Below are 20,735 nucleotides of genomic sequence, written 5' to 3' on the forward strand. Positions count from 1 at the left end.
TCGCCGGGCCTGTGGCTGATATGCGCTTTGTGGCGTTTGCGGGCCGGGATAGCGTTCCACCGCAAGGATTCAAAGCTTCGCCAGAACAAAGGGGGCGCCGATGATGCGGTCCATCGCATGTCTCGTTGCCGCCACCGTGGCGCTGGCCGCCCCCGCATGGGCCGCGGAGGTGCGCGAGAGCACCACCTATTTCTCCGTCCGCGGCTCCACGCTGGAGGAGATCGACGAGGATCTGGCGTCCAGGGGGCCGTTGCTCGCGTCCTCGGGCATGCGCCATCCCGGCTCCACGACCGTCAGCTTCGATGGGCAGGTGACCTATGCGGCGGACGAGGGCCTGTGCCGCGTCGACGAGGTCCAGCTCGCCCTCGACCTGCAGATGACCCTGCCCCGCTGGACCGCCCCGCGCGATGCCTCGCCGGAAACGGCGCTGATCTGGAACACGCTGGCCAGCGACATCGAGCGCCACGAGCGCGAGCACGCGACGATCGCCCGCCACTGGCTTCGCCGGATGGAAAGCGCATTGCGCAACCTGCGCCCGGAGCGCGACTGCGCCAGGATGGAAGAGCGCGTGAGGACCGCGACGGGGCGCTATCTCGCATGGCACGAGAAGGCGCAGAACGATTTCGATACGCTGGAAGGCCGCGAGATCGGCTTTCGCCTGCGCCGCGCCCTTCGCCAGACTGCGGCGCAGTAGGCGTCAGCCCTGGCGCTCTGGCACGTTGAGCACCAGCCCGTCGAGTTCGGGGCGCACGCGGATCTGGCAGGAAAGGCGCGAGTTCGGCCTCACGTCGTAGGCGAAGTCGAGCATGTCCTCCTCCATCTCCGCCGGCTCGCCCACCGCTTCGCGCCAATCCTCCGCGACATAGACATGGCAGGTCGCGCAGGCGCAGGCCCCGCCGCAATCGGCATCGATGCCCGGAACGTCGTGGCGAACCGCGTTCTCCATCGCCGTCGAGCCGTCCGGCGCCTCGATCGGATAGCGCGCGCCGTCCATGGTCACGAAGGTAATCGTCGTCATGACTCACCGTTTGGCGTCCGGCCCCTGCCCTGTCAACGGGCCCGCCAAGCGGCGCGACGGGCGAATCGAGGACGACCTTTTGGCCCGCTTGGTGTATGTTGCGCTAAGAACGGCATGCGGATGCGAGGCAGTCCGCAGCGATCTTCATGGGGCGACCGCCCTGCGTTCCGGGGTTCCGGGGCCACATCCGCTCGAAATTTCGCGGTATCGTTAACCTTATGTTTAAACTTGTAGGTATCGCGCCGTTTTACTGTTTCTTTCGATCCGGGTGGTCACTACCATAACCGATGAGCCAGTGCGTCCGCGTCATCTATTGGGGCGCTCTGGAGCGTCGGCGGCATGGATGGGCGGGTACGCGCCCGCGCCAGTTTCGCCGACGGCAATGGGTAACGAGTATCGAGGCGGCGCAAGATGTCGAATATCAAGACGGCCGAGCAGCTTTCGGACGAGGCTTTGTTCGAGCTTGAAGAGGCACTGCGCGACGCGGACTTCATGGAGGCCGGTGGCGAAGCGCCCCGGGAGCCGGTAACCGCCTCGGCGGATCGCGACAGCGAGCTGGAGCGCGCCTTCGAGGAGTTCGACCGCAATTTCGAGGAGGCCGCCGGCGCCATACGCCACGAGGCCGAGCCACAGGCGAGCGACCCCGCCGGCTTCGAGATGCCCGAGCCCGAATTGCCCGAAACCGATCTCGCGCAGGAAAGCGAGGCCGCCGCGACGGCGGCTGCCGCGTCCTTCGTCTCGCGCGAGCGGGATGGCGGCCCGGCCCGGCGCGGCGGCGAGGACGCCGGCACGCGCGCCGCCGCTTCCTTCCGCAAGAGCGCGGCCAATGACGAGGCCCGCTCCGCCCACGCCCTTGCCGAGGGTCTCTTCTCGCGCCGCGCCTCCCGCCGCCCGCTGGTGGTGGGTGCGATGTCCTCCGTGGCCTGGGTGGCGCTGGTGGGTGCGGCGACGGCCGGTTGGGTCGGCTCGGGCGCGGCCGGCGCCATGGGAGTGGACGGCCTCCTCATGGGCATTCTCGTCGCCGCCGGCCTGCTGCCGGTCTTCCCCATCATGGGCACGGCCCTGATGGTGCAGCGCGGCCAGGACCTGCGCCTTGCCACGCGCTCGCTGGCGGAAGTCGCGTTGCGGCTGGCCGAGCCCGAATCGGTGGCCGGCGAGCGCATCACGACTCTGGGCCAGGCCATTCGCCGCGAGGTGTCCGCGCTGGGCGAGGGCGTGGAGCGCTCCCTCTCGCGCATGAGCGAGCTGGAATCTCTGGTGCGCGACGAAGTGGGCTCGCTCGAGCGAGCCTATGCCGATAACGAGGCACGCATTCGCACGCTGGTCTCGGACCTCGCCGCCGAGCGCGAATCCATGCTGAACCATGCGGAGAAGCTGCGCGGCTCGCTCGTCGGCTCGCATCAGAGCCTGATCGAGGATGTCGATTCGGCCTCCAGCGAAGTGCTGCGGCGGATCGAGGAGGCCGGCGCCCGCTTCGACGCCATGCTCGCGGAGCGCGGAACGGCGCTGACGGACGAGCACGAGGGCCGCGCCAACAGGCTGGTGGAAGCCTTCGCCGAGCAGACCCGCCTCGCCGAGGAGCGCTTGTCTGAGACCGGCGAATCCCTCTCCACGAAGATCGCCTCCGCCGCCGAGGACGCTGCCGCGCGCCTGCGCAGCAGCGCAGAGGAAACGGAGAGCCTCGTGGCCGCCCGTTCGGCCGAGCTTTCCGAGCGTGCCGCCGAGATGGAGCGCACGTTGGCCGAGGCCACCGGCACGCTCGTCGAACAGGTGAATTCGGCCAATGAGAGCGTCTCGTCGGCTCTTCGTGCCGGCACCGAGAGCTTCAGCGAGGAGAATGCCATATTCCTCGCCACGCTCGGCGCCACCCTTTCGGAGCGCAGCGAGCGCATCGACGCCGATGGCGCGCGCCTTCTGGATGGCGTGGGCGAGCGGCTGGACGAGCGCGCCGCGCGCCTCGGGGCCGAGGGCGACCGCATCCTGCGCCTTCTGGAAGAGGCGCTGGACCAGCGCATGGAGCGCGCCGGCGCCCTTCTGGGCGAGCGGAACGAAGACATCGTTTCGCAACTCGACAGCCGGCTTGCCTCGCTGGAGGAGATCGTCGGCGGGCGAGGCGAACGCCTGGTTCAGGCCATCGAGGATCGCGCCGGCGCCATCGAGCGCTCGACCGACCGCATCTCCGAAAGCCTGCGCGAGCGCACCACCGAGTTCGCACGCTCCCTGGCCGAGCGCACGACGGAGATCGTCCAGGCCTTCAGCCAGGGCCATTCGGAGCTTTCGGCGCGCACCAGCGACGCCGTGGCGCTGGCCAATGCCAGCCTGGAAAGCCGCGCGGAGGACATCCGCACCACCTTCGGCCAGCGCGTCGAGACCATCGCTGCGCTCCTGGCCGACCGCAGCAGCGACCTCGACACTTCGCTCGCCTTCGCCCAGGCGACCATGACCACGGCGCTGGAGGAGCGCGGCAACGCCATCACTGAGGCGGTCGAGGAGCATATCGGGCGCCTAGCCCGCATCTTCGACGGCGCCGAGGGCAAGCTGGCGATCGGCGTGGAGGAGAAGACGCAGGCGCTGGCCGAGGCCATCGACAAGCGCAGCGGCCGCATCGCGGGCACGCTGGAGGAGAATCGCGAGCGCATCGAAGCGGGGCTCGACGGCCGCATCGCCTCGATCCAGGAGCTTCTGGCGAACCGCAGCCAGGCCATCGCGGTCTCGCTGGACGACGGAAGCCGCCGCCTGGAAAGCGCGCTGGACGAGCGTTCCGCCGCCCTCTTCGGCGGCATCGAGGAGCGCGCGCGCGATCTCACACGCTCGCTCTCCGAAACCGTTGCGGCCAGCGACAGCGCCCTGCGCGACAACAGCCAGCGCATCCTGTCCTCGCTGGAAAGCCATGCCGCCACGCTCGACAAGGACGTCGTCCAGCGGCTGGAAGAGGCGCTGGCGCGCTCCGACGAGGGCCGCGAGCGCTTCATCGAGCGTGTGAACGCCGAGAGCGCGACGGCACGCGACACCTTCGACGACGCCGCCCGCCGCATCGCGGACGAGCTTTCGGCCCGTATCGAGAGCCTGTCGGCCGCGGTGGAGGAGGCGCGCACTCGCATGCTCGCCGATATCGACCAGAATGCCGGGCGCCTCAGCACCACGCTGGAAGAGCGCGCCGGAAGCTTCTCGCGCGGCATCGACCAGAGCACCTCCGCCGCGCTGGGCGCGATGGAAAGCGCGCTCTCCATGCTTCTGGAAGGGCTCGAAAACCGCACAGCGAGCCTGCGCGCCGTTGGCGAGGACATTCGCGGCACGGTCCTGGCCGGCCTGGAGGAGCGCCTCACCACGGTGCAGCAGCTTCTGGAGGGCTCGCAGTCGGGCTTCCTCACCGGCATCGACGAGCGCGCCGAACTCTTCTCCGGCGCCATCGAAACGCACGGCGCCACCGTTCTCGGTTCGCTCGACGCGCGGCTGGACGCTCTTCGCGCCACGCTTGTGGAGGTGGACCGCAAGCTTGCTTCCGCGCTCGACGAGCAGCGGATCGACATCACGGCGACCGTCGAGGAGGCCTCGCGCTCCATCGCCGCCACGCTGGGCGACCGCGCGGACGACCTTCGCCGCTCGCTGGAGGAAAGCGCCGGCACGGTCGGCCAGTCGCTGGAAGCGCGGCGCGACGAGATCGCGGCGGTTCTGGAGGGCGGCACCAACAGCATCACCCTCGCCTTCGACGAGCGCACGCAGGCCATCGCGACGACGCTGGAGCGCGGCCTCGGCAATGTCGAGCGCACCCTCTCCAACCGCGCCCAGCTCATCGCCGAGGCGCTGCGCGAATCCATCGTGTCGGCCACCGGCCTGATGGGTGAGGAAGCGGAGCGCGCCCGCGAGGGGCTGGAAGAGCAGACGCGGCGCCTCGCCCTCAGCGTCGGCGAGATCGGCACCGTCTTCGATCGTTCGAGCGAGGCGGCGCGCGAAGCCTTCGCCGGCGAGGCCGAGAAGCTCTCCACGCTTCTGGGCGGCATCGCCGAGGATGTGGGTGGGCGCACGGCGCAGATGCGCGGCCTCCTGTCGGAGGAAGGCTCGAAGCTGGCGGAGAGCTTCTCCGAGGCTGGCCAGTCCCTGCGCACCATCGCCCAGGAAGCACGTGAGGGCTTCGACACGGACGCGACGTCCCTTGCCGAGCGCCTCGCGCAGGTCTCGGCCGATCTTCGCCGCGAGGCGCAGGACGTGCGCACGGCCCTTTCGGAGGATGGCGCGCAGTTCGTCACGCAGATCAGCGGCGCATCGCTTGCGATGCGCACGGAAGCGGAGTCCGCCCGGGGTCGCCTCGCGGAGGCGGCCGGCGAGTTCGTGGAAACGCTGGGCGGTCTTTCCGAGCGCTTCCTGGAGGAATCGGAGGGCGCCCGCCGCGAGCTTGGCCGGGGTTCCTCCTCCTTCGTCGCTTCGATCCGGGAGGCGAGCGATTTCCTGCGCCAGGCCGGCACCGAATCGCGCGAGAACCTTTCGCACAACGCCGCGCTCATGGCCTCGGCGCTGGAGACGGCCTCGCGCGCTCTCGCCGAGCGCGTGGAGACCGTGCGCGGCGACATTGCGGCCCAGTCGCAAGGGCTGTCGAGCGACGTGGAGGCGGCCGCCAGCCGGATCGGCGAGATTGCAGAGCTCTCGCGCCAACGCTTCTCTCAGGAGGCGGCCGCCCTGGCGGACGGGATGCAGGAGGTTTCCGGCACGCTCGACGAACGCGCCCGGGCCGCGCGTGAGATGCTCGCCGAGGATGCGCGCAGCTTCGCCGACCAGCTCGCCGCGGCAACCGCCGCGATGCGCGAGGCGAGCGATCGCTCCGCCGGAGCGCTGGACGAGCGGACCACGCGGTTCACGAGCGAGCTCTCCGAGTTCTCGGCCGGACTGTCGCAGGCGCTCGGCGGCACCTCCGCGGCGCTGCGCGACGAGCTTCGCGCCGCCACGGGCGCCCTGCGTTCCGAGATGGACGGGCTGTCCCAGTCGCTGCGCGGCGACCTCGCCGGCCTGACCGAGGGCCTGCGCGAGGACGCGACCGGCGTCTCGGCGGCCTTCGTCCGCGACATCGAGGGAGCCCGTGAGGCGATCTTCGCGCAAGGGGGCGAGATTTCGCAGCGTCTGGCCGGCGTCTCCACCGCCATGCGGATCGAGGCCGAGCGCGCCAATCGCGAGATGCTGGACAGCGCGGGCCGCTTCAGCGAGGAGCTTTCCGAGCGCATCATGGCTTCGGAAGTCGCGCTTTCGGCCCGGGCCGGCAGCCTCGGCGAGGAGTTCGCCGCGCGCGTCCAGGAGCTGGAATCCCTGTTGAAGGGCCGCAACGACGAGATCGCGCGGCTCATCGACGAGGAAGCGCGGCCGATGGCCGACCGGCTTGCGGCGAGCGGGGCCGAAGCGGTCTCGGCGCTCGATGCCAGCGCGCGGCAGGCCACCGAGCGCCTGCGCGCCGAGAACGAGCGCATCGCGGCCGAGTTTGCCCGCAACGCGCGCACGGCTGTCGAGCAGATCGCCGAATCGACCGCCGAGATCGCCTCCTCGCTCGACGACCGTTCCCATGCGGCGGCCGAGCGCATCTCGGGCGCTCATGCCGAACTCTCCCGCGCCGCCGGTGCGCTGATCGAGCGACTCGGCGATGCCGGCTCCTCGTTGCGCGAACTGGTCGAGCGGGCGGCAGAGGACTTCTCGTCCGTCGAAGCCACCTTGGCCGAGACGAGCGGGCGCTTCGGCGACGGAGCCGATCGCGCCTCGCGAACCATCGCCGACACGGCGCAGCGGCTGGAGAACCAGGTCGGCCAGCTCGGCGCCATTTCCGGCGGCGCACTGGAGCGGATCGCCGAGATCGCCGAAGGCTTCGGGGAGCACGGCCGGATGCTGGACGAGGCCACGCGCCTCATCGACGCCACCCAGTCCAACCTCACCGCTTCTCTGGACGAGCGCCGGGCGAGCCTCGAATCGCTTTCGTCCGGCCTGGTCGAACGCTCCGAGGAGATCGGCGCGACGATCCGCACCTTCGAGGAGGTCGTGGAACGCGTCTTCGACGGCACGGGCGAGCGCTCGCGCGCGCTGACGAGCGAATTGTCCTCGCGCCTCACCGAGACGCTGGACGAGGCGGGCCGCCGCATCGAGACCACCGAGGAGCGCTCGCGCGAGGCGGCCGAGGAGATTCGCGAGGCCGTTCGCTCCGTGATCGAGGAGGCCAACACGCGCTTCGCGGAAGCGACGGAGGAGATGCGCCGTACCGCCTCGTCATTGCGCGGCGAGCTGGATGCCACCCGGCAAGAGCTCAAGCGCGGCGTGTTCGAGCTTCCCGAAGAGGCGCGCGAAAGCACGCAGGCCATGCGCCGGGCCGTGACCGACCAGATTCGCGCCCTGCGCGAGCTGGGCGATATCGTCGCCCAATCCGGCCGCGCCATCGACATGCGCCCGGCTCGCGCGGCCGCGCCGAGCATTCGCCAGGAGGAGCCGGCACGGCCGGCGCCGCAGCCAGCGCCTGCGCCGCGTGCCGCCCGCGTCGAGGAGGCCGAGGATGATCTGAGCGCCGCCGTCGGCGCCATCCTCTCGGAAGGCAATCTCGCGCGGGACATGCGCGGCTCCTACCCGTCGCAGGCGCCGACGGGCCTGACCGCCGGCCATCGCCCGGCCGCGCCGCTGCGGCCCGCGCAGCCCGCGCCGGCCGCCCCGACGGCGTCCGAACCCCTGTCGCAGCGTGTTGGCGGCGGTTGGGTCTCCGATCTCCTGCGGCGTGCGTCGCAGGATTCCGACGAGGAGGCGATCGCCTCGGCACCCGCTCCGTCCGCGCCCGGCGCGCGGGCCGGCGAGCGCCAGCCGCGCAGTGTCGAGCATGTGGAAGAGTCGCTGAACTCGCTTTCGGTGGACATCGCCCGCGCCATCGACCACGAGGTCTCGATGGAGCTTTGGGAGCGCTATCGCAGCGGTGAGCGGAACGTGTTCACGCGCCGCCTCTACACGATCAAGGGGCAGCAGACCTTCGACGAAATCCGCCGCAAGTATCAGCGCGACGGCGACTTCCGGCAGGCCGTGGACCGCTATATCGCGGATTTCGAGGCGCTTCTGGCGGACGTGTCGAAGAAGGACACGGATCACAGCCGGACGAAGGGCTATATCGCCTCCGACACCGGCAAGGTCTACACCATGCTCGCCCACGCCTCGGGCCGCTTCGACTGATCTGGCGGCTGGGAGCAGCTTGAATGAGAAAAGGCGGGCGCCATCGGCGCCCGCCTTTTTTTCATCCTCGCACGCACCTCATGGCGGGTCGGAAAGGATCGACAGTTCAGCTATTTACGCGATTTTCCGAAATCGGGATGGCAGGGTCAGACCAGACGAAGGGTCCAGCCGACGATCTGGTCCGTGACGTTCGCGAAGGCGGCATTCAGCGCCAGCACGGAGGCGGCGTTTCCGCTGCCAGTCAGGGGCACGCTCGACTGGAAGATTTGCGCCGCCCGCACCTGTCCGGTCTGGTCGTTCAGAGCCTTGACCGAGATTTCCACCACCGCCGAGCCGCTCTCCAGAGAAATCTCGAACCGGCGAAGCTCCGTGACGATCTGGTAATCGATGGCCAGCCCCTGGCCCGGCACGCCAGCGGCGCCGGCGCGGCCGGTGTTCTGGAAAGCCTCGAGAAGGCGAAGCTGGACAAGGCGCGGCAACCGGTCCGTCCACTGGGCGCGCGGCAGGTACTCCACTGTCAGGCTGGTGGGCATGATGGCGATCTGCTGGCTGTCCAGCGTGCGGATGGCCGTCGGCTCGGGAATGAGCAGTTGCGCGCGGCTCGCCCCCTGGATGGAGGCCGTGCGCGGCGGCGCGAGATCGAAGGTCTCGGGCGGGGTCGAGAAGGAGGCACAGGAGGCCAGGAGCACGGCGCACAGGCCGATGAACAACGGTCGGGCAGCCTTGGCCATCGTCTTGTCTTTCCTCTGCAAGGGGAAAGCCGGGCGCCCCGCGCCCGGCCCGGTATTGTTCTTCCTCGTCAACGCCGCACGCGCCCGTCGAACTGGCGCACGTCGCCGCCCCCGCTCCCGCCGGTGATGACCCGGCTCGGATTGTTGGCAAGGTCGGTGATGGCGCGCTCCACGCGGCTGATCGCGCCCGTCGTCTCGCGCAGGAAGCCGCGCACCTCGCGCAGGGACTGGTCCGACAGGTTGGTGACGCTCGCCGAAATCGGATCGATGCCCGCCTGGATCGAGAGCGCCGCCGAGCGGATTGCCTGCAAGGTCTGGCGCGCCTCCTCGCTCAGGCTGTCGGCGTCGGGGCTGTTGACGAAACCGTCCACCGAGTTGATGAGCGTCTGCACCTGGGCGGAGGCCACGCGCAGGTTGGAGCTCGTCTCCTCCACATTGGTGATGATGGAATCGATGTCCTCGCGCCGTGCGCCGATGTCGCGAGCGATGGAGCCGATCTCGTCGGCGGCGCTCGCGATGTTGTTGGACGCGGCGGACACATCCGTGACGGCCTGGCTGACCAATGCGGGATCGATGCCGGCGAGAATCTGATCGACCAGTCCGCGCGTTTCGTCCAGCCCGGTCAGGGCCTGCTGAAGCGAGGTCACGACCACGTTGGCGCCCGAGATGAAGGTTTGCACCTGCGGCGCCCGCTCATTGAGCGCGGTGGTGAAGCCGGAGACGCTGTCCACCGTCGAGCGGACCTGCGCCGGATCGACGGCCGCGACGATCTCGCGGGCCGAAACCAGCGTCTCGTCGAGATTTTCCGCAACGCTCGTCGCGCGCTCGCCCACCGGGCCGAGCGCACTCAGGAACTGGCCGATGCCGGTGATGTTCTGGCGCACGGACTCCCCAAACGCGCCGAAATTCTCCGCCGCGTCAGCAATGGAGGAGACGGCGCGCGCGATGTCGTCGTTCTGGTTGCGGAAGGTCTGGGTGATCTCCGCTATATTGTCGATCGCCCGGTCGATATTGACCATATCGATGGCGTCGGTCACGTTCTGAACCGACTCCAGCGTGGAATCGAGTCGGGTGGCCACGCTCTGCGCCGTTTCGGAAATGGGCCCGAGCGCCGCCAGGAAGCGGTCGACCGCTGCCAGGTTCCGGTCGATCGTCGCGCCTACCTCGCCGAAGCTCTCGATCGCCACCGTCGCGGACTGGATGGCGCTGGCGATGGCCGGCGTCTGCTCGCGCACGGCACTCGTGATCGCCGCCACGTTCTCCAGCGACGCGTTGATGGACTCGGAATCGAGCGCGGAGATGAAGGTGGAGGCCTCCTCGATGAGGCCCGGCAGTTCCAGCGCCACGTTGTTCGCGCTTTCCGAAAGCCGCCCCAGGCTGGCCACGAAGCCTTCGATCTGGTCCGCGTTGGCCGCAAGGCTGGCGGTGAACACGTCCACATTGCCGGAGGTGCGGGCGATGTTCTCGGCCGTCGTCGTCACCGCTGGGCCGACCTCATGCACGAGCCGCTCGAACTCGCCCAGAATGTTGTTGGCGCGGTCGGAAATGTCGCGCGCCGTCGCCAGGATATCCGTCACGTCGGAGGGATTGGCGCGGATAACGGGCGTGGCGCCCTGCTCCAGCGCGGACTGGATGATGTTGCGATCGTTCACATTGCCACCCGCAAGGCCGATGAAGCCGATGCCGGTCAGGCCCTGGAAGCCGATGGACGCCTGGGTGGAGGTGGTGATGGGCGCGTTGCGGTCCACCTGCGTGGTGGCGATCACCGTGCGCGGATCGTTCGGATCGATCCGCAGATTGGTGACGGTGCCCACGTTCAGGCCGTTGAACAGCACCTGGCTGCCCTGGCTCAGCCCGCTGACCGAGCCCTCGATCCGTACGATCAGCGGAACGCGCGTGTTGGAGTCGGAGACATTGGCCGACCAGTAGACGAAGCCGAAGCTCATCGCGAGGACGACAAGCGTGAAGACGCCGACGAGGACGTAGTTGGCGCGGTTTTCCATTTACTGTTCCCCGTCGGAAGAGGGATTTCCGTTGCCGGAGACGATCCGCCGCCCGGCCGGCACGATGGTGCGCGCGCGCTTGCCGTGGAAGTAGGTCTGGACCCAGGGGTCGTCGTTTTCCAGCATGGTTTCCAGCGGCCCCTCCACCAGGACACGCTTCTTGCCGAGAACCGCGATGCGGTCGCAGGCCTGGAAGAGGCTGTCGAGATCGTGCGTCACCATGTAGACGGTCAACCCCAGCGTGTCCCGTAACGTCATGATGAGCTCGTCGAATTCGGCCGCGCCGATAGGGTCGAGGCCCGAGGTCGGCTCGTCGAGGAAAACGATGTCGGGGTCGAGCGCCAGCGCGCGGGCGAGTGCCGCGCGCTTGATCATTCCGCCGGAAAGCTCGGACGGGAACTTGCCGGCGGCGTCCGGCGCAAGCCCCACGAGGTCGATCTTCAGCCGCGCCAGCTCTTCCATGAGCTTGGGCGAGATGTCGAGATATTCGCGCATGGGAACCTGGATGTTCTCCAGCACCGTGAGCGAGGAGAACAGCGCACCCTGCTGGAAGAGCACGCCCCAGCGCTGCTCCACGGAGAGGCGCTCGGCGTCGGAGGCCTGCTCGTAGTCCACCCCGAAGACCTCGATGGTGCCGCCCTGCTTGGGGTTGAGGCCGAGGATGGTGCGAAGGAGCACCGACTTGCCGGTGCCCGAGGCGCCCACGAACCCGAGGATCTCGCCGCGCCGCACGTCGAGCGTCAACCCGTCGAGGATCTGCTTCGAGCCGAAGGAGACGGACACGTCCCGCGCGGTGATGATGATTTCGGGTTCACCGCCCGTCTTGCCATGGGAGGCGCTGCTCATGTCAGTATCCGATGGCCGCGTAGAAGACGGCGAAGATGCCGTCGACGAGGATGACGAGGAAGATCGCCTTCACCACCGAGGAGGTGACGTGGCGGCCCAGGCTCTCGGCGCTGCCGCCCACGCGCATTCCCTCCACCGAGGCGATGACGCCGATGATGATCGCCATGAACGGCGCCTTGATAAGGCCCGCGAAGACGGTGGCGACGTCGATAGCCTCGCGCAGCCGCTGGATGAAGGCGTCCGGCGTGATGCCCGAATAGAGCCACACCACGACCATGGCCCCGGCCAGCCCGCAGAGATTGGCGATGAAGGCGAGGAGCGGCAGCACGACGGTGAGCGCCACCAGACGCGGAAAGACGAGGACGCCGATGGGGTTCAGCCCGATGACGGTCAGCGCGTCCACCTCCTCGCGCATCTTCATCGAGCCGATCTCGGCCGTGATGGCGCTGCCGGAGCGGCCGGCCACCATGATGGCGGTCAAGAGAACGCCGATCTCGCGCAGGGTGAGGATGCCGACGAGGTCCACCACGAAAATCTCGGCGCCGAAATAACGGAGCTGGAAAGCGCCCTGCTGGGCGATGATGCCGCCGATCAGGAAGCTCATCAGAGCGATGATCGGCACCGCCCTCACGCCCATCCGGTCCATCTGGTGCACGATGGCGGCGGGGCGGAACTGTGTCTTGCCCGTCAGCCGCCTGCCCGCGCCGTAGAGGGAAGCGCCCACGATATTGAGGCCGGCCACGAATTCCGAGCCGAGCCCCGCCACGCTTCGCCCGATCGCCTCCAGGAGAATCAGCGGGTTCCAGTTGCGCTTGCGCGGCACGGCGGCGGGCCGCTCGCTGTCCAGCGCCTTGCGCACGGCGCCGAACAGCGCTTCCTTGCTGTCCTCGATCCCCTGGAATGAGCTTTCGACGCCCTTTTCCGCCAGCGCCCGGGCCAGCGTCTCGATCAGATAGGCGCCGGACGTGTCCAGCCGCCCGATCGAGCCGCAGTCGAACGAGACGGAGCGGCCCAGATCGGCCCCGCGCGCCTTGGTCACGTCCGCCTCGATCTCGCCGATCGTGCGGGCCAGCCAGTCACCGGAGAAGCGCAGGACGACGTTGCCATCCTGCTTTTCGGCCGCCATCGCGGGAGGGGTCGTGCGGCGCTGGTCGCCCTTGCTCCGTTCCTCGGCGTCTACGACATCCAGCATCGTCTCGATTTCGGCCCTGCGGTGCGTTATCCGAAAGCCGGCATCGCAGCGATGCCGGTCGGAAGTGGCGATGAGACGCGAAAGGCCTCCTGCGGCGAAAGGTTAACGCCCGGCAATCGTCTTGTCATCGCGCATCGCCCTCCAGTTGCAGCTTCGCGAAAGGTTTTCAGATGGCGCGTCGTCTTTCGGTCACAGTGGAGAGGTTCCCCCTCGCCTCCGCCTTCACCATCTCGCGAGGCTCGAAGACGGAAGCGGTCGTGGTCGTGGCGAGCGTGGAGGACGAGTTCGGCCGCGGTTGGGGCGAATGCGTGCCCTATACCCGCTACGGAGAGACGCCGGAAAGCGTCGTCGCAGCGCTGGAGGGCGTGCGCGAGGCCGTGGAGGGGGGCGCTTCGCGCGATACCATCCAGGAGCTGCTGCCCGCCGGCGCTGCACGCAATGCGCTGGACTGCGCACTGTGGGACATCGAGGCCAAGTCCACCAACCGGCAGGTGGAACAACTGGTCTGCCGCTTCCCGGCCCGGCCGGTCGAAACGGCCTATACGATCTCGCTGGCCTCCCCGGCGGACATGGCGGAGGCCGCGCGGGCGGTGGCGCATCGCGGCGTGCTGAAGGTAAAGGTCGGGGGCCGGAACGATGCCGAGCGGATGCGCGCCGTGCGGGCTGCCGCGCGCGGCGCCCGGCTCATCATCGACGCCAACGAGGGCTGGACGCCCGAGAACATCCGCGAGAACCTCCTTGCGGCCGCCGCCATCGGCGCGAGCGTGGTGGAGCAGCCACTGCCGGCGGGCCAGGACGGCCTTCTGGCCGAAATCCCGCATCCGGTGCCCGTCTGCGCCGATGAATCCGTGCATTCCACGGGCGACCTGGACGCGCTGCGGCACAGATACGACTATGTGAACCTGAAGCTGGACAAGACCGGCGGCCTGACGGAAGGCGTCGCCTTCCTGAATCGCGCGAGGGAACTGGGCTTCGGCGTGATGGTCGGCTGCATGGTGGGTACCTCGCTGTCCATGGCGCCCGCCGTGCTGCTGGCGCAGGGCGCGGACCTTGTCGATCTGGACGGGCCCCTGCTCCTGCGCCAGGACCGGCCCAACGGGCTGTTCTACTCGTCCTCCACCGTCTCGCCGCCGCCCCGGGCGCTCTGGGGATGACGCCGCAGCGCAGCATGGCGAGCGCTTGCTCCCTGCGTTCTTTCCGATAAGACGGGGCAAACGAGGGACATGGAGGCACAGATGCCGGAGACCGAAGACAGCCAGCCGCGTCGAATGAACCGCGACCTCGACGAGCAGGCCCTCTTCTACCACCGGTATCCCAAGCCCGGTAAGCTGGAGATCAAGCCGTCCAAGCCCGTGGGCAACCAGCGGGACCTGGCGCTCGCCTACTCGCCGGGCGTGGCCGCGCCATGCAAGGCCATCGAGGCCGACCCGTCCCTGGCGGCCGAATACACCGGCCGCGCCAATCTCGTGGGCGTCGTCTCCAACGGCACGGCCGTGCTCGGCCTCGGCGACATCGGCCCCTTGGCCTCCAAGCCGGTGATGGAGGGCAAGGCAGTCCTCTTCAAGAAATTCGCCGATATCGACGTGTTCGACATCGAGATCGACGCGCGGGAGATCGACCATGTGGTCGAGGTGGTCGCCGCGCTGGAGCCCACCTTCGGCGGGATCAATCTCGAGGACATCAAGAGCCCCGAGTGCTTCGATATCGAGGAGAGGCTGCGCGCGAGGATGGGCATTCCCGTCTTCCACGATGACCAGCACGGCACCGCCATCATCGTGGCCGCCGCCGTTCGCAACGCCCTTCTCCTGGCGGAGAAGCGGATCGAGGACGTGCGGATCGTGACCTCGGGCCTGGGCGCCGCGGCCATCGCCTGCCTCAACCTCCTCGTCTCGCTCGGCGCCAGGGTGGAGAACATCACCTGCACCGATATCGACGGCGTGGTCTATGCCGGGCGCGAGGGGCGGATGGACCGCTGGATGTCGGTCTATGCGCGCGAGACGCACATGCGCACCCTGTCCGAAGCCATCGAGGGGGCGGACATCTTCCTCGGCCTTTCGGCCGGCGGCGTCCTCAAGCCGGAGCTTCTGGAGAAGATGGCGCCGCGCCCGCTGATCATGGCGCTGGCGAACCCGACGCCCGAGGTGATGCCCGATCTGGCGCGCGCCGTGCGCCCGGACGCGATGATCTGCACCGGCCGCTCGGACTTCCCCAACCAGGTCAACAACGTCATCTGCTTCCCGTTCATCTTCCGCGGCGCGCTCGACTGCGGGGCGACCTCCATTGACGAAACGATGAAGATCGCGGCGGTGGATGCCATCGCGGCCCTTGCCCGCGAGGAAGTGTCGGAGGTGGCCGCGCGCGCCTACGGCACGGAAACGCCCGTCTTCGGCCCCGAATATCTCATTCCCTCGCCGTTCGATCCGCGCCTGATCCTGAAGATCGCCCCCGCCGTGGCGAAGGCCGCCGAGGCCGCGGGCTTCGCCACGCGCCCCATCGAGGACATGGAAGCCTATAACGAGCGGCTGAGCCGCTTCGTCTTCCGCTCCGGCTTCGTCATGAAGCCGATCTTCCAGATCGCGCGCAATTCCGGCAAGCGCGTCATCCTGGCGGACGGAGAGGACGAGCGGGTGCTGCGCGCCGCGCAGGTGATGCTGGAGGAGAAGCTCTGCGAGCCGATCCTCGTCGGCCGCCCGAGCGTCATCGAGACGCGCCTGAAGCGCTTCGGCCTGCGCATCCGGCCGGAAACGGATTTCGAGGTAGTGAACCCGGAGGACGATCCGCGCTACCGCGACTATGTGGATCATTATTTCGAGAAGGTCGGCCGCCTCGGCGTGAACCCGGACACGGCCCGCCTGATCGTGCGCACCAACACCACCGTCATCAGCGCCGTCTCGGTCTCGCGCGGCGAGGCGGATGCGCTGATCTGCGGCCTCTCGGGGCGCTTCTCGCGCCATATCCGCGATATCCAGCAGGTCATCGGCGCGGCGTCCGGCGTTTCGAAGATTTCGGCGATGAGCCTTCTCATCTCCGGCGAGGGCACCCTCTTCCTCACCGACACCTATGTGCAGGAGAGCCCGAGCGCGGAAGACCTCGCCGAAATCGTGCGCCTGGCCTCCATCGAAATCTCGCGCTTCGGCATCGTGCCCAAGGTCGCGCTGGTCTCCCACTCGAACTTCGGCACGGACACCACGCCGGACGCGGTGAAGCTGCGCGAGGCGCTGACGCTGGTGCGCCGCAGCGCGCCCGAGATCGAGATCGACGGCGAGATGCATGGAGACGCGGCGCTTTCCGAGGAGATGCGTCGGCGCGTCATGCCGGAATCGACCCTTTCGGGCACGGCCAATCTTCTCGTCTTCCCCACCATCGATTCGGCCAACATCACCATGAACGTGGTGAAGGTGGCGATGGACGCGCTGCATGTGGGCCCGCTCCTGCTGGGCACCAACTCGCCGGCGCACATCCTCACGCCGTCCGCCACGTCGCGCGGCGTGGTCAACATGGCCGCCATCGCGGTGGCCGAGGCCGTGCAGCAGACCCCTCGCTAAGACGGCCGGCGTCTCCTAGCCGAGGCGCCGCAGAACCTCCCCGCGTCCGATCAGCGGCAGGAGATCGGCAAGCTCGGGGCCGTGTTCGAGCCCTGTCAGCGCCCGGCGCAGCGGCAGGAACAGCGCCTTGCCCTTGCGGCCACTCGCCTCCTTCAGCGCGTCGGTCCACAGCTTCCAGGTGGCGCGATCCCACGGCTCGTCCGGCAGGTAGCCGGCTGCGGTGCGCAGGAAGTCCTCGTCCTGCGGCGCGCGCGCGGCCGGCTGCGGTTCGTCGAACACCACGGCCTTCCACAGCGCGGCATCCGCCACCCGCCCGCAGTTCCCCCGCACCGCGTCCCAGAAAGCGCGTGCCCGGCTCTCCGGCGCGCCCATCGCGCGCAACTGGCCCTCGACGGCCTCGTAGGGCAGCGCGTGGACGAGTTCGGCGTTGAGCCGCCAAAGCTCGGCGGGGTCGAAGCGCGCGCTGGAGGCGGAGATGGCCGAAAAGTCCACCCGCTCGGCCAGCGCGGCAAGATCGGGCACCGCTTCCACCGCCCCGGCCGCCCCGGTGAGAACGGCCAGCGACGCTACGGCCATCGGCTCGGCGCCCTCCTCCCGCAAGGTCCGCAGCGAAAGCGCGCCGGAGCGTTTCGACAGCCCCTCTCCGTCTATGGTGGTCAGGAGATTGTGGTGCCCGAAGATCGGCCGCGCATAGCCGAGCGCCTCGGCGATGGAGATCTGCACGCCTGTGTTCGTCACATGATCCTCGCCCCGGATCACATGGGTGACGCCCATCTCGCCGTCATCGACCAGCGAGGGCAGCGTATAAAGGAAGCTGCCGTCCTCGCGCACCAGAACAGGATCGGAGAGCGAGGCGAGGTCCACCGTCTGGCGTCCTCGAATCATGTCGTCCCAGACCACCTCGGAGCGGCGCGTCTGAAAGGGGTCGCTGTCGAAATTGGGCAGGAGGAAGCGCCAGTAAGGCCGGCGCCCGGCCGCTTCCAGCTCCGCGCGCTCACCTTGCGTCAGCCGCAGCGCGTCGCGCCCGTAGATCGGCGGCAGTCCCCGCGCAGCGGCGCGCTTGCGGCGCCGGTCGAGTTCGTCCGGCGTTTCGTAACAGGCGTAGAGCAGCCCCTTTTCGCGCAGGACGCGCGCCGCGCGCTCGTAGAGCGCGATGCGTTCGCTCTGCCGCGCGGTCTCATGCGGGTGGATGCCGATCCAGGCCAGATCCTCCACGATCGCCCGCACATATTCCTCGCGCGAGCGCTCTGTGTCCGTGTCGTCGAAGCGCAGCACGAATCGGCCACCGTGGCGAGCGGCGAACAGCCAGTTGAACAAGGCGGGCCTGAGATTGCCGATATGCAGATAGCCCGTGGGCGATGGCGCGAAGCGAAGAAGCGGCGTCATGAATTCAGCGTCCGAAGGCTTGAGCGAAGAACGGGCCGAGCACGCTCGACAGGAGGAGCCAGCCGCCGAAGGCCAGCCCGGCGCCGCTGACGGCAATGCCCGTGACGAGCTGGCGCAGGGCGTGCCGACGCTCCGGCTCGAGATCGGCGCCGAAGGCGCACGGCCGGCTCACGCGGCGGCATTGCTGGAGGATCGGTTGGCCGCCCTGCGGCTCCAGCCGGCGAATGGCCAGCACGAAGCGCACGAGGAACAGGAGTCCGACCACCAGGAGCGTCAAGGCCACTTCCGGCGCGGAGGGCAGTTCGTATTGCGTCATCCGGACCTCGTTCGGCGCGGCCTGCGGGCAAGGCCCTTTGCGGCGCGTGGCTCCCATAACACAGAGGCCGCGCGAAGCGAGACCGTTCGCATTCCGCGCCGCTTCCGTCTAGGAACGACTTGCGAGACGCGCGCGGCGTCCTTAGAGCGAACCGCCGGACGTGCTTGCCCGCCATGCGCCCACCCGGCGCCCGGCGCGGCCGTTCCGCACACGGAGACGACTTGGACCAGATTCTCGGGCTCATAGACCGCTTCGGCATCGTGATCGTGCTGATCGGCACATTCTTCGAGGGGGAGGTGTTCGCCATCGTCGGCGGGTTCCTGGCCTATCGCGGGGCGCATCCGATCGAGATGATGCTGGCGCTCGCCTTCGTCGGCTCCTTCTTCGGCGATCTGGCGGTGTTCCTCTTCTCCCGCTACTTCTCCGACTCGCGCTTCGTGGTGCGCTGGACCCAGAGGCCACGCTTTGCCCGCGCGCTCTCGCTGGTGGACCGGTTCCAGGCCTATTTCGTCATCGTCAATCGCTACGTCTACGGGCTGAGGATGCCGGGCCTGATCGCCCTTGGCCTTTCCTCCATCACGGTCCCGCGCTTTCTGTTCCTCAACCTCATCGGCGCCGCCCTGTGGGCAACGCTCTTCACGACCATCGGCTACGTCTTCGGCTATTCCATCTCCACGGTCTTCGCCCGCCTGGAAATGGTGGAGGAAGGCCTCCTGGCCGCGCTCCTGACGATCCTCGTCGCCGTGGCGGGCTGGTTCGCCTGGAGCCGCTGGGGCCCCGGAGCCGCCGACCGACGGGCGGAACGCGAGCGCAAGCGGCAGGAGCGTGAGGAACGCGAGAAGGTCTGAGCAGCGCCCCGAACCGAACGCGCAAACCGCCCGTGGCTACGAATGACGGCCGCCCGCCGCGCAACTCCCCGTAAACCCTCGGCTCAACGCCCGGCTGGCGGACCATGCCGCGCCGCACGCCAGATGCCCGCGAGCGGCGGCTTCCGCCGCCCGCCTGTCTCTTCGAAGCGCCTGGGGCCGCGTGCCTAGAAGCCGGCAACCTTGCGGGGTGCCTCGGCGCGATGCTCCTTCTTCAGAAGCTCGGCGACGAGGAAGGCCAGTTCCAGCGCCTGGTTGGCGTTGAGGCGCGGGTCGCAATGGGTGTGGTAGCGGTCCGACAGGTCTTCCGCCAGAACCGGCCGCCCACCGCCCGTGCACTCCGTCACGTCCTTGCCCGTCATCTCCACATGAATGCCGCCGGCATGGGTGCCCTCGGCCCGGTGAACGTCGAAGAAGCGCTCGACCTCCGACAGGATCCGGTCGAAGGGCCGCGTCTTGTAGCCGTTGAGGGTGATGGTGTTGCCGTGCATGGGATCGCACGACCATACGACCTTGCGCCCTTCCCGCTCCACCGCGCGGATGAGCTTGGGCAGGTGCGATTCCACCTTCTCGTGGCCGAAACGGTTGATCAGCGTCAGCCGGCCCGGCTCGTTCTGCGGGTTCAGCGTGTCGATGAGCCTCAGGAGATCGTCCGCTTCGAGGCTCGGGCCGCATTTCAGGCCCAGCGGATTGCGGATGCCCCGGCAGTATTCGACATGGGCGTGGTCGTCCTGCCGCGTGCGGTCGCCGATCCAGATCATGTGCCCGGAGGTCGCATACCAGTCCCCCGAAGTGGAATCGACGCGCGTCAGCGCTTCCTCATAGCCGAGGAGAAGCGCCTCGTGGCTGGTGAAGAAATCCGTCTCGCGCAGCGCCGGATGCGTCTCGGCATTGATGCCGATGGCGCGCATGAAGCCCATCGTCTCCGAAATGCGGTCCGCCAGCGCCTGGTAGCGCGCGGCCTCCGGCCCGTCGGCCACGAAGCCCAGCATCCACTGGTGCACGTTCTCCAGATTGGCGTAGCCGCCCTGCGCGAAGGCGCGCAGGAGGTTCAGCGTGGCCGCCGACTGGCGATAGGCCATCTCCTGCCGCTCGGGGTTGGGAATGCGCGAGGCCTCATCGAACTCGATGCCGTTGATGATGTCGCCCCGGTAGGAGGGCAGCGTCTTGCCGTTCACCGTTTCCGAGCCCGAGGAGCGCGGCTTGGCGAACTGGCCGGCAATGCGCCCCACCTTGACCACGGGCTGCGCGGCGCCGAACGTCAGCACCACCGCCATCTGGAGGAAGGCGCGGAAAAAGTCGCGAATATTGTCCGCGCCGTGCTCGGCGAAGCTCTCCGCGCAGTCGCCGCCCTGCAACAGGAAGCCCTGCCCCTCGGCCACCGCGCCGAGCGCGCGCTTGAGCTTGCGCGCCTCGCCGGCGAAGACGAGCGGCGGGAAGGAGGCCAGACGCTTCTCCGTCTCCGCAAGCGCCGCCGGATCGGGATAATCGGGCACCTGCATGATCGGCTTGTCGCGCCAGCTCTTGGGGGTCCAGTTCTTCGCCATTGTCCGCTCCTTGCCGCAAGGGTCATCCGGAGAGCGGTCGTGTCGCCGTCATGTCTCACGGAAATCCTGCGATCGCCCGCAACCGTCTCTTGGCCGCCGGGCGCCCGCC

At 68.7% G+C, this 20,735-nt stretch carries 13 protein-coding genes; 5 read left to right on the forward strand and 8 right to left on the reverse strand.

Going from position 1 to position 20,735, the window contains the following annotated elements:
• Positions 1-100 precede the first annotated feature (100 nt).
• On the forward strand, positions 101-694 hold the full coding sequence (locus tag J7654_RS14415) for a DUF922 domain-containing protein (RefSeq protein ID WP_209736570.1): 594 nt from the start codon (positions 101-103) through the stop codon (positions 692-694).
• Positions 695-697: 3 nt separating this feature from the next.
• Here the strand turns inward: J7654_RS14415 and J7654_RS14420 are convergent, their stop codons facing one another.
• Positions 698-1,018, reverse strand: coding sequence for a 2Fe-2S iron-sulfur cluster-binding protein (locus tag J7654_RS14420; RefSeq protein WP_209736571.1), 321 nt, complete (start codon positions 1,016-1,018; stop codon positions 698-700).
• 411 nt (positions 1,019-1,429) lie between these two features.
• On the opposite strand from J7654_RS14420, the gene J7654_RS14425 reads away from it, so the two are divergent.
• Positions 1,430-8,194 carry an apolipoprotein A-IV repeat region-like domain-containing protein gene (locus J7654_RS14425; RefSeq protein WP_209736572.1) on the forward strand — a complete coding sequence of 2,255 codons (6,765 nt, stop codon included), beginning with the start codon at positions 1,430-1,432 and terminating at the stop codon, positions 8,192-8,194.
• A gap of 146 nt (positions 8,195-8,340) precedes the next feature.
• Here the strand turns inward: J7654_RS14425 and J7654_RS14430 are convergent, their stop codons facing one another.
• The 4 genes from J7654_RS14430 to J7654_RS14445 all read right to left on the reverse strand — a co-directional run bounded on the left by J7654_RS14430 (position 8,341) and on the right by J7654_RS14445 (position 12,966).
• Entirely contained in the window at positions 8,341-8,925 is a 585-nt protein-coding gene (locus J7654_RS14430; RefSeq protein WP_209736573.1) for an ABC-type transport auxiliary lipoprotein family protein, read from the reverse strand.
• Between the two features lie 68 nt (positions 8,926-8,993).
• Complete coding sequence (locus J7654_RS14435) at positions 8,994-10,928, reverse strand: MlaD family protein (protein WP_209736574.1); 1,935 nt, start codon at positions 10,926-10,928, stop codon at positions 8,994-8,996.
• A complete protein-coding gene (locus J7654_RS14440; protein ID WP_209736575.1) occupies positions 10,929-11,774 on the reverse strand; it encodes an ABC transporter ATP-binding protein in 846 nt (281 codons plus the stop codon).
• A gap of 1 nt (position 11,775) precedes the next feature.
• A complete protein-coding gene (locus J7654_RS14445; protein ID WP_209736576.1) occupies positions 11,776-12,966 on the reverse strand; it encodes an ABC transporter permease in 1,191 nt (396 codons plus the stop codon).
• Between the two features lie 170 nt (positions 12,967-13,136).
• Between J7654_RS14445 and dgcA the strand changes: the two genes are divergently transcribed.
• Together dgcA and J7654_RS14455 are read left to right on the forward strand one after the other, a co-directional pair.
• Complete coding sequence (gene dgcA / locus J7654_RS14450) at positions 13,137-14,120, forward strand: N-acetyl-D-Glu racemase DgcA (protein ID WP_209736577.1); 984 nt, start codon at positions 13,137-13,139, stop codon at positions 14,118-14,120.
• An 81-nt stretch (positions 14,121-14,201) separates the two neighbouring features.
• Positions 14,202-16,511 (forward strand): NADP-dependent malic enzyme, encoded by a 2,310-nt coding sequence (locus J7654_RS14455; protein WP_280842341.1) that lies wholly within the window; start codon positions 14,202-14,204, stop codon positions 16,509-16,511.
• Between the two features lie 15 nt (positions 16,512-16,526).
• On the opposite strand, the gene gltX is transcribed toward J7654_RS14455, so the two are convergent.
• Together gltX and J7654_RS14465 are read right to left on the reverse strand one after the other, a co-directional pair.
• Positions 16,527-17,897, reverse strand: coding sequence for a glutamate--tRNA ligase (gltX, locus tag J7654_RS14460; protein WP_209736578.1), 1,371 nt, complete (start codon positions 17,895-17,897; stop codon positions 16,527-16,529).
• Between the two features lie 4 nt (positions 17,898-17,901).
• The gene (locus J7654_RS14465; RefSeq protein WP_209736579.1) at positions 17,902-18,213 is read right to left on the reverse strand and encodes a hypothetical protein; all 312 of its coding nucleotides are present in this window, start codon (positions 18,211-18,213) and stop codon (positions 17,902-17,904) included.
• A 221-nt stretch (positions 18,214-18,434) separates the two neighbouring features.
• Here J7654_RS14465 and J7654_RS14470 point away from each other — a divergent pair, with 221 nt between their 5' ends.
• The gene (locus tag J7654_RS14470) at positions 18,435-19,061 is read left to right on the forward strand and encodes a DedA family protein (RefSeq protein ID WP_209736580.1); all 627 of its coding nucleotides are present in this window, start codon (positions 18,435-18,437) and stop codon (positions 19,059-19,061) included.
• A 185-nt stretch (positions 19,062-19,246) separates the two neighbouring features.
• Here J7654_RS14470 and J7654_RS14475 read toward each other — a convergent pair whose 3' ends face one another.
• A complete protein-coding gene (locus J7654_RS14475) occupies positions 19,247-20,626 on the reverse strand; it encodes a class II 3-deoxy-7-phosphoheptulonate synthase (protein WP_209736581.1) in 1,380 nt (459 codons plus the stop codon).
• Positions 20,627-20,735 lie beyond the last annotated feature (109 nt).

This window comes from Aureimonas populi, assembly GCF_017815515.1.
Taxonomy (GTDB): Bacteria; Pseudomonadota; Alphaproteobacteria; order Rhizobiales; family Rhizobiaceae; genus Aureimonas; species Aureimonas populi.

Coding starts and splice junctions, on each gene's coding strand:
- J7654_RS14425 (WP_209736572.1), top strand. CDS start 1,430: ATGTCGAATATCAAGACGGCCGAGCAGCTTTCGGACGAGGCTTTGTTC.
- J7654_RS14475 (WP_209736581.1), bottom strand. CDS start 20,626: ATGGCGAAGAACTGGACCCCCAAGAGCTGGCGCGACAAGCCGATCATG.
- J7654_RS14440 (WP_209736575.1), bottom strand. CDS start 11,774: ATGAGCAGCGCCTCCCATGGCAAGACGGGCGGTGAACCCGAAATCATC.
- J7654_RS14455 (WP_280842341.1), top strand. CDS start 14,202: ATGCCGGAGACCGAAGACAGCCAGCCGCGTCGAATGAACCGCGACCTC.
- J7654_RS14430 (WP_209736573.1), bottom strand. CDS start 8,925: ATGGCCAAGGCTGCCCGACCGTTGTTCATCGGCCTGTGCGCCGTGCTC.
- J7654_RS14445 (WP_209736576.1), bottom strand. CDS start 12,966: ATGCTGGATGTCGTAGACGCCGAGGAACGGAGCAAGGGCGACCAGCGC.
- J7654_RS14465 (WP_209736579.1), bottom strand. CDS start 18,213: ATGACGCAATACGAACTGCCCTCCGCGCCGGAAGTGGCCTTGACGCTC.
- J7654_RS14415 (WP_209736570.1), top strand. CDS start 101: ATGATGCGGTCCATCGCATGTCTCGTTGCCGCCACCGTGGCGCTGGCC.
- J7654_RS14435 (WP_209736574.1), bottom strand. CDS start 10,928: ATGGAAAACCGCGCCAACTACGTCCTCGTCGGCGTCTTCACGCTTGTC.
- gltX (WP_209736578.1), bottom strand. CDS start 17,897: ATGACGCCGCTTCTTCGCTTCGCGCCATCGCCCACGGGCTATCTGCAT.
- dgcA (WP_209736577.1), top strand. CDS start 13,137: ATGGCGCGTCGTCTTTCGGTCACAGTGGAGAGGTTCCCCCTCGCCTCC.
- J7654_RS14420 (WP_209736571.1), bottom strand. CDS start 1,018: ATGACGACGATTACCTTCGTGACCATGGACGGCGCGCGCTATCCGATC.